Consider the following 12,075-nt stretch of genomic DNA (forward strand, 5'->3'; position numbering starts at 1 on the left):
GACTCAATAGCTGACTTTTAATTTTTTTACTTGAAATCATGAACATCTCGCTGGGAAAATACATTAAAGGAGACCGGGTGATCTGGATGGTGTTGCTGTTTTTGTCGATGGCATCCATCCTGATTGTTTACAGTGCCACCGGTCGTTTGGCCTATCGCGAGGCTGGAGGACAAACTGCGCATTACATGATCCGGCAGGCCATTTTCATCCTGCTTGGTTTTGGCGTGATGGCCTTTCTGGTGAATGTCATCCCCGTGAAATTTTATTCGTGGATTGCGCCGCTTTTACTGATGATTACCATTTTTGCGCTGTTGGCGGCTATCGTTCAGTATAAGCTGACCCCTTCCAAACCAACACCGCGTTCGCTCGATTTGGGCTTTCTCAGTTTTCAGCCTGCCGAGCTGGCCAAAATTTCCCTGGTGATGTTTGTCGCCAAAATTTTGGCCAGGCACCAAAAATCAAAAGATGAACTGAAAAAGGCTTTCGTTTGGATCATGGGCAGTAGCGCGGTGGTGTGCGGCCTGATTTTTTATGGCGATATTTCAACCTCTGCCTTGATTTTTGGGAGCATCATGGTCCTAATGTACATTGGGCGCATTCCATTAAGATATTTGTTATTGACAATGTTGGCCGGGCTCATGTTGTTGGCGGCCATTTATTTTACGGCTGATTACCTGCCGTCCTGGGCCGGGCGTGTGCATACATTTAAGGAACGTATCGATGATTTCGTTTATGGTGACGATGATGCCGATGAAGGCACCACTCAGGCCGATTACGCCAAACTGGCTATTTATGAAGGTGGCTTTCTGGGGAAAAAGCCCGGAGGGAGCGAGGTGAGTAATTACATGGAGGCTGCTTATAACGACTTTATTTATGCGATCATTATCGAGGAATATGGTATCTGGGGCGGATTTTCGGTAGTGTTCCTGTTTATGGTGTTTTTATATCGCGGGGTGGTCATTGTGAGGCGGTCAACCCGAACGTATCCGGCCTTTCTAACCGCGGGGCTCGTGTTGTTACCTACGTTTCAGGCCATCATTAACATGTCGGTATCTGTTGGTGTTGCACCGGTTACCGGTCAGCCCTTGCCCTGGATCAGCATGGGGGGGACTTCCATGTTGTTCTCGGCTGTTTCGTTTGGGGTGATCTTGTCGGTGAGCCATCATAACCAGAAAAACAAAGAAGTTACTGAACAACCGGTGATGGTTAATTTGCCGGATGAAGATCAGGAATTATAATATGAAGAAATTGAAAGTCATCATCAGCGGAGGCGGTACCGGAGGCCATATTTTTCCGGCTCTTTCCATTGCCAACGAGCTAAAGGCGCGGGTTCCCGGTGTCGAAATCCTGTTTGTTGGCGCCTTGGGCAAAATGGAGATGGAGCGAGTGCCTGCCGCCGGTTATCCCATTGTTGGTTTGCCGGTGATGGGTTTGCCGCGAAAAGCTTCGCTGAAGATGTTCCGCTTTCTGTGGATGCTGTACCAAAGTATGCGCAAGGCCCGGAAAGTGATCGATGATTTTCAACCGGATGTGGCTATTGGGGTGGGTGGCTTTGCCAGCGGGCCCGTGCTGAAAGCCGCTGTTCGCAAAGGCGTCCCGGCCATTTTACAGGAACAGAATTCGTATGCCGGGGTCACCAATAAGTTGCTGTCAACGAAAGTTCGTAAAATCTGTGTGGCCTACCCGAATATGGAACGCTACTTCCCGGCTCAAAAAATTGTGCTGACCGGAAACCCGGTGCGCCAAAACCTTTTGCTCCCGGTTGATAAAGCCGAAGCCTTAAAGGAATTCGGATTGACCCCGGATAAGCTGGTTGTCCTTATTGTTGGCGGCAGTTTGGGGGCGCGTACCCTGAACGAAGCGGTGATAGTTAATCTGGAGCTGATAGCTCAAAGTGGGGTGCAGGTGTTGTGGCAAACCGGCAAAATTTATTACAACGAAATGTTGGAACGGCTGAAAGGCATTCAGCCTGAAAACCTGAAGCCGGTTGAGTTTTTGTCGAACATGGATTTCGCCTATAAAGTGGCTGACCTGGTGATTTCCAGGGCAGGGGCGGGGACTATCTCCGAACTATGTCTATTGGGAAAACCATCGGTGCTGGTGCCATCGCCCAATGTAGCCGAGGACCATCAAACCAAAAACGCGCTGGCGTTGGTCGAGAACGATGCCGCCGTTTTAGTGAAAGATGTCGATGCAAAAAGAGAGCTTTTCCGCGAAGCTTTTGAGCTCGTGAAAGATACTAAAAGACTGGCGACCCTCTCGGCCAACAGCCTAAAGCTGGCCAGGCCGAATGCAACCAGTGACATTGTAAACGTGATTTTAAACGAACTAAAATAGGATGACAGGGTTGAACGACATCAGAGTGGTGTATTTCCTCGGTATCGGGGGAATTGGGATGAGCGCATTGGCACGTTACTTTAAACATGCCGGTTTTGTGGTGTCAGGTTACGACCGCACGGAAACTGCTTTGACCAAGGAATTGGTTGATGAAGGAATTGACATTCATTACGACGACCGGCCGGATTGGGTAGCGACCGAATTGAAAAAGGAAGAAACACTGGTAGTTTTAACTCCAGCTGTTCCGGCAGATATGAGCGAACGGATTTTTCTGGAAAATAATGGTTTTCAGCTGAAAAAACGTTCGGAGGTGTTGGGGATGATTTGTTCCGGGGCAAAAACCTGCGCTGTGGCTGGTACTCATGGAAAAACAACTGTTTCCACTATGTTGGCCCACATCCTGAAAAGCTCCCGGCTCGATTGCTCTGCTTTTCTGGGAGGTATTTCAAAAAATTACCAAACCAACCTGCTGCTTTCATCAGTCAGCGAGTGGATCGTGGCCGAAGCCGATGAGTTCGACCGCTCGTTCCTGCGTCTGTTCCCCGATTTGGCCGTAGTTACTTCGATGGATGCCGATCATTTGGATATTTACGGAAGCCACGAAGCCATCATCGAATCGTTCAACGATTTTGTGGCACAGGTTAAGCCGGGCGGCGCGGTAGTAGTGAAAAGAGGCTTGCCGATTGTTCAAAGCCGGAATAGGCAGATCAGCCACTATTCATATTCAATAAACGAACAGGCAGATTTTCAGGCTGTAAACCTGGAATTGATTGATGAGGCCTACCAGTTTGATCTGGTCCATCCAACAGGTAAAATTGAAAATTTACGGCTAAATTATCCGGGACTGTTAAATGTGGAAAATGCCGTGGCGGCATCATCTTTGGCCATCTTGGCTGGTGTAAACGAGGAAGAACTGAAAGCTGCTTTAGCATCCTACCAAGGGGTAAAGCGCCGTTTTGATGTGCGCTACCGGAGCGGGAATTATCTGCTGATCGACGATTATGCGCATCACCCCGAAGAGCTGAAAGCAACGATCAGTTCGGTGAAGGCCATGTTTGCGGGCCGGTGGTTGACCGGGATTTTTCAGCCACACCTGTTCAGCCGTACCAACGATTTTTATCACGAGTTTGCTCGCGAGCTCAGCCAGTTGGACGAGGTTATCCTGCTCGACATTTATCCGGCGCGCGAAAAACCCATGCCGGGAGTAAGTTCAACATTGATTTTTGACTTGCTAACGAACGAACAAAAGCAGCTGATTACGAAGTCAGATTTAACCGAAGTGGCAAAGTATATAAAACCCGGCGTGGTGCTGATGATGGGCGCCGGCGACATTGATACGCTGGTGGAACCGGTTAGAAAGATATTGATGGAGAAAGACCATGTTTAAAAAGTTATTAAATATAGCGTTGTTTGTTTTGATGGTGGCAGTCATCATCAGCTCACTGGCATTTTCTTCCGGCAAGTTGTCGAAAGTGATGTGCAACGAGCTGAAGGTGATCATTCCCGATGGTTCGCCCCGTTTTATTGATGAGGAGGAAATTACACGGCTCATTCGAAAGGCGGATGGCAAACTGCTGGAAAAGCAGCTGAACGCCATCAATACCGAAGCGCTGGAGGTACAACTGGAGAAAACCCCGGCGATAAAAAATGCCGAAGTGTTCCGTCATGTTACCGGCGACCGGCTCGACTTTAACGGGAAGCTGGTGGTGGAAGTACATCAGCGGGATCCGCTCTTTCGGGTGATCAACGGCAATAGTGACTTTTACATGGACGATGAAGGTGTCAGCATCCCGGCCAATCCGAAATTCACGGCCCATGTGCTGCTGGTTACCGGAAAAGCTGGTGAGAACTATGCCCGCGAAAAAGTGCTTCCTTTCGTGAATTATATTGAGGGTGATGATTTTTGGAAAGCTCAGATCCGGCAGGTGCATGTGGAAGCAGACGGCGAAATTATTTTGGTGCCTCTCATCGGCGATCAGCTGATCGAGTTTGGCGAACCGGTGGATTATCAAGAAAAATTGCGAAACCTGAAAGCCTTGTATGAGCAGGGGTTTGAACAAACAGGTTGGGCACGTTATAAGAAGATCAGTTTAAAATATAAAAATCAGGTTGTTTGTACTAAAAAGTAAAGCTTATGGCCAGAAGCAATAACATAGTCGCAGCTGTCGATGTAGGGACCACCAAGGTGGTCGTAGTTGCCGGACGAAAAACCGAAGAGGGTAAAATCGAAATTTTGGGTGTTGGAAAAAACCGTTCCATGGGCGTGAAGCGTGGCGTAGTGCTGAATATCGAAGAGGCCTTCCAGGCCATTCACGAAGCAATTCGTCAGGCGGAAGATGCTTTTGAGGGAGACATTGACGAGGTGTATGTCAATATTGTCGGCCAGCAACTGAAAACCTTTACGCTCAAGGCAGAAAGGTACATCGGCGATAGCCGCATTGTATCCGAAGAAGACGTGGAATTCCTGTTTCAGCAGGCGCAAAAGGTACAGTTGCCGGATGGCTATAAAATTTACCAGGCCGTGCCGCAATTGTATAGCATCGATCAGGAGGCGGGCATTCCAAATCCGGTCGGTATCACCGGCGAAAAGCTGGAAGTGGATTTCAAGCTTCTTGTAGCCCCCGAAGCATACGAAAACAACCTGAAGATGTGTTTCGACCGGGCCGGCATACAAATGAAACGAAGCCTGATCGATCCGCTGGCCTCGTCCGAAGCCTTGTTGTCGGAAGATGAAAAAGAGGCGGGTGTGATCCTGCTCGACATTGGTGGCGGAACTACCAAAATGGCCATCTACCACGATGGCGTGTTGTGCTACTCATCGCTTATCCCCTTTGGCGGAAATGTGCTGACCCACGATATCAAAGAAGGATGCTCCATTTTGGCCCGGCAGGCCGAATCGCTAAAAGTACAGTTTGGTCAGGCTATTGGCGACTTTGCGCCCGAAGATAAGGTGGTTACAATCCCGGGGATCTCAGGCTGGGAGCCGAAAGAAATTTCCTTCCGTAGTCTGGCCCACATCATCCAGGCCCGCATGGAAGAGATTGTCGATGCTTTCTTCTTTCAGGTTGAAAAATCAGGTTGTCTCGAAAAAGTGGGGGCCGGAATTGTGCTTACCGGCGGAACGGCCTTGTTGCCGAACCTCAGTCAACTGATCAAGTATCGTACCGGTATGGACGTACGGAAGGGGGTTCCCCGCTTGAAACTGGATGCCCAATGGAAAGAACTGGAAGATCCTCGCCATGCAACTGTGCTTGGCCTGTTCCTGACTGCGATGAACGAAACTGAAAATTCATCCCCTAAGGGACGGGAACGCATCAAGAAAAATAAACCGAAAAATACGCAACCTGGCTTTTTCAGCCAAGTGAAACAGCAAGTGGCTCGCCAGGTAACCCTGTTCTTTGAGGAGGAACAGGATACGGAGATGTACTAATAGATTAACAATAAAGTCCTCGCCTATGATTGAGGAAATTATCAACTTTGGACTGGAACAATCGCGGTCGTCCATCATCAAAGTGCTGGGGGTGGGAGGCGCCGGTTGTAACGCCGTCAACCACATGTTTACCGAAGGTATTGAGGGGGTCGATTTTCTGATCTGCAACACCGACGCACAAGCCATGCAGGGAAGTCCGGTGCCCCTAAAAATACAGTTGGGCGTAACGCTTACCGAAGGTCGTGGTGCCGGCAACCTGCCCGAGCACGGCGAACAGGCGGCCATCGAAAACCTGGACGATGTGCGTCGGCTGCTGGAAGGCACCACCAAAATGCTATTTATCACGGCTGGGATGGGTGGTGGTACCGGTACCGGTGCGGCCCCTGTAATTGCCCGCTTGGCACGCGAACTGGGTATTCTCACCATTGCCGTGGTGTCCATCCCTGCGCCGGCAGAGGGAAAACGTCGGTTTCAGCAGGCCCTCGAAGGAGTGGAACGTCTAAAGGACCATGTGGACAGCATGTTGGTCATCAGCAACGAAAAGCTGCACAAAATATACGGTGACCTGCCTGCATCCAGGGCTTTCAAAAAAGCCGACAACATTATTGCCACAGCTGTGAAGGGCGTGGCCGAAATTATTACCGTGCACGGTAATATCAACATCGATTATGCAGATGTGCAAACCGTGATGGCCGACAGCAAAGTGTTTATCATGGGAACCGGTATTGCCGAAGGTGACGACCGGGCCATGAAAGCCGTGCACGAAGCGCTCGAATCGCCCTTGCTCGACAGCAATGACATTTTTGGCACCAAGGATATTCTGCTGAATATCATCTCGGGAGATGACGAAATCACGATGGGCGAGATTGGGGATATCATCGAGTATTTGCAGGATAAAGCAGGGCAGGATGCCAACATTATCTGGGGTAACGGGATCGACCGGAAGCTGGGCAACAAAATCAGCGTAACCATTGCTGCCACACGTTTCGACAAAAATCCAAACAGCCTGCTTCAGCCCAAGATACAGGTAGAAGAATTTGTACTGGAAAACACACAGGAACCCGACATCAATATAGAAGATGAAGATGACGGATTTTCAGGTCATCTTTTCAATGATGTGACGGTAAAACAAACTCCCCGGAAGGGAAAAGCAAAAGCGCCAAAAAGTTCTTCGGCCCCGAAAAGGCGAGCCGGCGAACTGGTCTCTGAAGAAAAGCAGGAAAACGGAAATACGGAAAGTTGGTTTTTGCGCCAGTTCAACCGTTTTTTTGATGATCAGGATGAAGCAATAAGTGATAAAGATTAAGAAAGGAAAGCCTATGTCTAGCGATATTATGAATTTTGATTTGGAAAAATCTTCAGGGGCGATCATCAAAGTGATCGGTGTTGGAGGCGGTGGTGGCAACGCGGTCAACCACATGTATCATCAGGGGATAAAAGATGTTGGGTTTATGGTGTGTAATACCGATGCCCAAGCCCTGCAAAACAGTCCGATCCCGCTGCGTGTTCAGTTGGGGGCATCGCTTACCGAAGGGCGCGGGGCTGGCAACAAGCCTGAAATTGGGCGCGAGGCTGCCATCGAAAATATCAACGATGTGAAACAAGCCATCGAAGCCACTACCAAAATGGTTTTCATTACTGCCGGAATGGGTGGTGGCACAGGCACCGGCGCCGCTCCGGTGATTGCCGAAGCGTGCAAGGACTTAAAAATCCTCACCGTGGGTATCGTCACGCTGCCGTTTCGGAACGAAGGCCGCCGCCGCATCAAACAGGCGATTGACGGTATTGCCGAGATGGAAAGCCACGTTGATTCGTTGTTGGTGATCAACAACGAACGGATTCGCGAAATGTACGGCGATTTTAAAATATCCGAGGCCTTTGCCAAAGCCGACAATGTGTTGGCCACTGCCGCCAAAGGGATTGCCGAAATCATTACCGTGCCCGGCTACATCAATGTTGACTTTGCCGATGTGGAGACCGTGATGCGCAAAAGCGGCGTGGCCCTGATGGGATCGGCCAAAGCGGAAGGTGAGAATCGGGCGCTGAAAGCGGTGGAAGAGGCATTGAACTCACCGTTGCTGAACAACAACGATATTCGCGGGGCGCAAAATATTTTGCTGAACATTACTTCAGGCAGCGAGGAAGTGACCATGGACGAGATTGGTCAGATTACCGATTACATACAGGCCAAAGCCGGGCACGATGCCGACCTGATTTGGGGGAACGGCGTGGACGAAACCTTGGGTGAAGAAATCTCGGTGACCGTTATTGCCACTGGTTTCAGCGTAAGCAGCATCCCCGAAATGATGGCGGCCCGCAAAACCGAAAAAACTTATCACACGCTGGTGGATGAAGCTCAGCCGAAAACAACATCAAACACGGCCCCGGTGATGACACCCAAAAGTAAGCATGGTAACGCAGGTGATTCGTTCGCCACAAAAATAGACCAGCGAACCTTCGAGTTTGAAGTGGGTACCACCCCACATGATGAGTTCGACGATTTGTACGGCAAACCAAAGTCGAACGAGTTTGAAAGCGATTTCAGCATAAAGATGGATTTTTCAACTTCTACCGAAGAGATGGTGGATGAGTTGGAAAACATTCCGGCTTACCGGCGCAAGAAGATGAACATCACGGATGTGCGAAAGAAATTTGAGCAAAAACTGTCACGTTTTTCGTTGTCGCCAGACGAGGATGATAAAACCATTCTGCGCGACAATAATTCTTATTTACACGACAACGTGGATTGATGGGAAGGTGGCATTTGGAATTGGTTATAAATGCTGAGGAGAGTAACGGCTGAATGCCGACAAATGACTCTACCTGACAATGAATAACAATGAAATAACGAATACTAAAATGATGAACTTATTCGACAAAATAAACAGCGATTTGACAGCGGCGATGAAAGCACGCGAAAAAACAAAACTGGAAGCCCTGCGCAACGTGAAAAAAGCGCTGATTGAAGCTAAAACAGCCAAAGGCGCCTCAGCCGGGCTGGATGACCAGGAAGTGATCCGGATTATCCAGAAGCTGGCCAAACAGGGAATTGATTCGGCCAACCTGTACAAAGAGCAGGGCCGCGATGATTTGTATGGCGAGGAAATGTTGCAGGTGGAAGTTTTTGAAGTCTATCTGCCCAAAAAACTGACCGACCAAGAGTTGACCGCCGCCGTGACGATCATTATTGATACTATTGGAGCCAGTGGCATGAAAGACATGGGCAAGGTGATGGGCATTGCGTCCAAAGAACTGGCAGGTAAAGCCGACGGCAAAGACATCGCCGACAAAGTGAAGGCTTTGCTGGTGTAACACGTTTTTGGAGGCTTTCGGTGCATCGGGGCAAAGTGGAAGTGTGGATTAGGACCGGAAAACCTTAATCCTGTACGCAACGGATACTCAATCCGTCTGTTTTGTTGGCCTGATCGCGGAACAGGTCTGCATGGTCATAGGCCAGTTCGCGGTGCCAGGCCTTTCCTTCACTTCCGGAAGTTGATGACCAGAATGAGGCAGTTTTGGTGATATTGATAAAACCGCTTTGCCATTTTCCACCGGGTCGGGCTGTAAACCCGCTGGTGTTGGTTGCTCCGGTATTCGGGCTGTTCCATAGGCCATCAGGCGAACTGCCGGTTTCTTTCAGTTTGCCGCCTTCGTTGGTTCCCCGCCAGCTTGTTTTGTCGGCATCGGTTTGCTTCATTCCCAACTGCAACTCCAACTCTTTCCATTCTTCGTCGGTGGGCAAATGCCAGCCTTCCGGGCACAAACCGGCTATGGTAGTCGTTCTCCAGGTGTATAGATAGCCATAGTTATCAAAATTATCCAGGTTATTGTTGTACCTGAAAATGCCAATATTGACGACTGCATCTTCAAATGATGCGTCCGTGGGGTATAGGGAAAATATCGCCTTATTCATGGGGGTCAGGTAGCGTTCTTCAACCGTTACTTGTTCCCACCAGAAATCGCTATCCCTGGTGGTTTCTTTGCCTGTGTCCAGGTCGCACGACCAGAATCCGCGGATGGTCAGGTTTTCACCAGAACTATGCACGTCGCCGGTATTAGTGTAAGTAATCCATCGTATTTTCATGTCATAGCCATACTGCTGGATCTGCATTTTGCCGAGCCGGCCCTCGCTGGTTTGATAAACCAAGATGGTTCCCGGCAATAATTGATTTTCGGTGTTGTTACTTCCGTTTATCTTTTCAGTGCTTAGTTCATAATCGACAAAACGGTATTTGAGGTTCTCGGCCATCCACTTGCGTCCACCGATCCGGACCCATTTGTATTCGCGCCCATCCCGCGCATCCGTGAACGTTCCGTTCAGTAAAAGCGGAGTAACACTGGCAGTCAGTATATTGCTTTCTTTTTCACCCGCAAAGGCCTTCAGCCGATATTCGTGCATTTGCTCGTCGATCAGCTGCGTATCCGTCCAAGTGAATGTTGACCCGTTCACTGTTTCGAGGCTCTGCCATTCTCCGTCACTTACTTTGCGCTCGATCTTAAATTCTGTAATATTTGGGGCGGGCTGGCCCCAGCTCAACAGGATGGTGTTTCCCTGCTGAACTGCTGATAATGAGATTGGTGTAACACTAATAGTCAATTCATTGCTTTCATTTTCACCCGCATAGGCCTTCAGCCGGTATTCGTGCGTTTGCCCTTCAACCAGCTGCGAATCCGTCCAGGTAAATGTTGAACCGTTCACCGTTCCCAGGCTTTGCCATTCTCCGTCACCTATTTTACGCTCAATCTTAAAACCTGAAATGTTTGGGGCGAGCTGACCCCAGCTCAATAGCAGGGAGTTTTCCTGTTGCGAAACAGAGAAATCAACCGGTGTCCAGGTCTCCTTCGGGCTATCCGGGTCAAACGGATTATCCCATTCGCGTTCGCAGGAAACAAGAAGACTGATTAGAATTACCGATAGCCAATATGTTGTGTTCAATGGTTTCATGATCGTTTGTTTTTCAAGGTCAATTTCTACTAAAAATGATACGTCAGTTTGGCGGCTCCTCCCTCGTCCAAAGGAATTAATTGGAAACTGAGTTGATCAGACGCATTCGACTGCTTGGTGGCCTGGATAACGACCTCAACAGCACACAGGGCCGAAATGCCAAATGCCACTGGTGTAATCCGGTCGTAGGTCTTGATTTTACTATGTAAATCTTCAGCATCATCCGTGGCCATTTGATAATCATCATATAGCCGGTTCGATTCCACAAGTGTGTAAATGCCGGCTCCCAACGAGCTGATCCCAGCTGCCAACCACAGGTTTTTTCGTGTTCTGTGTTTTTTGAAAGTTGAAAGAACGTTTAGATTATTTTTACTGGACAGAGTTGAATTGGTGGTTGCCAGGTCGATCTCTATGGTTTTTGTGGAGGTGATATCTTTTATGGAATTTCGCACGGTCAGTTCAATCTGATAGTGGCCCGGATGTTTGTATTTATGGCTTGGGTTTCGTTCCGGTGAGGTGTTTTTGTCTGGTCCCGATTGTGGATCGCCGAAATTCCAATTGAACCTGTCGGCATTAATGGATTCGTTTATAAACTCCAGGGTTGCCGGAACTTTCTTGCTGCTTAAATTATCAAAGCCAACGATTTTAAAGTCGGCTGCCGTTGTTCCGCGGTCTTTTACAGTGATGGTTTCATAATATGTACTTTTCAGCCTTAACCCGGAATTATAGGCGGTTAATGAAACGGTGTATTTCCCAACCTTGCTGAAGGTGTGCGCGGGGTTTTCCTCCTGTGAATAGTTTTCAGCACCCGAATCCGGGTCGCCGAAATCCCATTCATACTGGTCGCTGTACATCGAGCTGTTGGCAAACCTGATTTCGCAGGGCGCATAAAAATTTCTGCCGGACGGAGTCGTTTTAAAAGCTGCCCTGGGTAAATAATCCCGGTTGATGGCAATCACGTTTATCGCTATTTTACTGGTATCCTCCATAAATTCAGCAGGAAAGTTCCAGGAGATAATTTTTCGTCCGGGCGCCGATACGGGGCCGTAGTCACCAGACAGGTGTTCCGGATTTGGAATGACTTCTTTCCCGTCATAATTAATAATTAGAGACACATAGAAATACCTCGTGCCATCCTCGGCAATCACATCGTAGTCAATGTATAATTTTTGATCATCCAAAGCCATCGTGCGCACGTTGGTAGCGTAATTTTCCTGTCCATATCCATAAGCTGCGGATGATAACAGCATTATAACCAAGGATAATGATTTGAGCAATGACTTCATTTTTTCGTACCGATAAGTTTTCTTATTTACGAAGAAAGAGGCTAACGGTTCGGAATTTATGTTGAGTATTCTTCATA

10 protein-coding genes are annotated in these 12,075 nt (G+C 48.7%); 8 read left to right on the top strand and 2 right to left on the bottom strand.

Annotated features, from left to right (window positions below; genetic code table 11):
- The first annotated feature begins 38 nt into the window (after positions 1-38).
- The 8 genes from N2K84_RS07255 (at position 39) to N2K84_RS07290 (ending at position 9,079) form a co-directional block, all read left to right on the top strand.
- Entirely contained in the window at positions 39-1,238 is a 1,200-nt protein-coding gene (locus tag N2K84_RS07255) for an FtsW/RodA/SpoVE family cell cycle protein (RefSeq protein ID WP_282591127.1), read from the top strand.
- A 1-nt stretch (position 1,239) separates the two neighbouring features.
- Positions 1,240-2,337: an undecaprenyldiphospho-muramoylpentapeptide beta-N-acetylglucosaminyltransferase gene (gene murG, locus N2K84_RS07260; RefSeq protein ID WP_282591128.1), complete on the top strand. Its 1,098-nt coding sequence runs from the start codon at positions 1,240-1,242 to the stop codon at positions 2,335-2,337.
- Between the two features lies 1 nt (position 2,338).
- Complete coding sequence (gene murC / locus N2K84_RS07265; protein WP_282591129.1) at positions 2,339-3,724, top strand: UDP-N-acetylmuramate--L-alanine ligase; 1,386 nt, start codon at positions 2,339-2,341, stop codon at positions 3,722-3,724.
- Positions 3,717-4,466, top strand: a complete 750-nt coding sequence (locus N2K84_RS07270; RefSeq protein ID WP_282591130.1) for a cell division protein FtsQ/DivIB — start codon at positions 3,717-3,719, stop codon at positions 4,464-4,466. Before murC ends, N2K84_RS07270 begins: the two co-directional genes overlap by 8 nt.
- 5 nt (positions 4,467-4,471) lie before the next feature.
- Positions 4,472-5,767 (top strand): cell division protein FtsA, encoded by a 1,296-nt coding sequence (gene ftsA / locus N2K84_RS07275; protein WP_282591131.1) that lies wholly within the window; start codon positions 4,472-4,474, stop codon positions 5,765-5,767.
- Positions 5,768-5,792: 25 nt separating this feature from the next.
- The gene (gene ftsZ, locus N2K84_RS07280) at positions 5,793-7,073 is read left to right on the top strand and encodes a cell division protein FtsZ (protein WP_282591132.1); all 1,281 of its coding nucleotides are present in this window, start codon (positions 5,793-5,795) and stop codon (positions 7,071-7,073) included.
- Positions 7,074-7,086: 13 nt separating this feature from the next.
- Positions 7,087-8,517 carry a cell division protein FtsZ gene (gene ftsZ, locus N2K84_RS07285; RefSeq protein WP_282591133.1) on the top strand — a complete coding sequence of 477 codons (1,431 nt, stop codon included), beginning with the start codon at positions 7,087-7,089 and terminating at the stop codon, positions 8,515-8,517.
- A 109-nt stretch (positions 8,518-8,626) separates the two neighbouring features.
- A complete protein-coding gene (locus N2K84_RS07290) occupies positions 8,627-9,079 on the top strand; it encodes a GatB/YqeY domain-containing protein (RefSeq protein ID WP_282591134.1) in 453 nt (150 codons plus the stop codon).
- 64 nt (positions 9,080-9,143) lie between these two features.
- Here N2K84_RS07290 and N2K84_RS07295 read toward each other — a convergent pair whose 3' ends face one another.
- Both N2K84_RS07295 and N2K84_RS07300 read right to left on the bottom strand, forming a co-directional pair.
- Entirely contained in the window at positions 9,144-10,712 is a 1,569-nt protein-coding gene (locus tag N2K84_RS07295; protein ID WP_282591135.1) for a fibrobacter succinogenes major paralogous domain-containing protein, read from the bottom strand.
- A gap of 29 nt (positions 10,713-10,741) precedes the next feature.
- On the bottom strand, positions 10,742-11,962 hold the full coding sequence (locus N2K84_RS07300; protein WP_282591136.1) for a PKD domain-containing protein: 1,221 nt from the start codon (positions 11,960-11,962) through the stop codon (positions 10,742-10,744).
- Positions 11,963-12,075: the final 113 nt, after the last annotated feature.

The sequence above is a fragment of the Gaoshiqia sediminis genome, assembly GCF_025907915.1.
Taxonomy (GTDB): Bacteria; Bacteroidota; Bacteroidia; order Bacteroidales; family Prolixibacteraceae; genus Gaoshiqia; species Gaoshiqia sediminis.

Excerpts from the sequence above, each read along its gene's own strand:
- N2K84_RS07290 (WP_282591134.1), top strand. The coding sequence starts at position 8,627 with ATGATGAACTTATTCGACAAAATAAACAGCGATTTGACAGCGGCGATG.
- murG (WP_282591128.1), top strand. The coding sequence starts at position 1,240 with ATGAAGAAATTGAAAGTCATCATCAGCGGAGGCGGTACCGGAGGCCAT.
- N2K84_RS07295 (WP_282591135.1), bottom strand. The coding sequence starts at position 10,712 with ATGAAACCATTGAACACAACATATTGGCTATCGGTAATTCTAATCAGT.
- murC (WP_282591129.1), top strand. The coding sequence starts at position 2,339 with ATGACAGGGTTGAACGACATCAGAGTGGTGTATTTCCTCGGTATCGGG.
- ftsA (WP_282591131.1), top strand. The coding sequence starts at position 4,472 with ATGGCCAGAAGCAATAACATAGTCGCAGCTGTCGATGTAGGGACCACC.
- N2K84_RS07255 (WP_282591127.1), top strand. The coding sequence starts at position 39 with ATGAACATCTCGCTGGGAAAATACATTAAAGGAGACCGGGTGATCTGG.
- N2K84_RS07270 (WP_282591130.1), top strand. The coding sequence starts at position 3,717 with ATGTTTAAAAAGTTATTAAATATAGCGTTGTTTGTTTTGATGGTGGCA.
- ftsZ (WP_282591132.1), top strand. The coding sequence starts at position 5,793 with ATGATTGAGGAAATTATCAACTTTGGACTGGAACAATCGCGGTCGTCC.
- N2K84_RS07300 (WP_282591136.1), bottom strand. The coding sequence starts at position 11,962 with ATGCTGTTATCATCCGCAGCTTATGGATATGGACAGGAAAATTACGCT.
- ftsZ (WP_282591133.1), top strand. The coding sequence starts at position 7,087 with ATGTCTAGCGATATTATGAATTTTGATTTGGAAAAATCTTCAGGGGCG.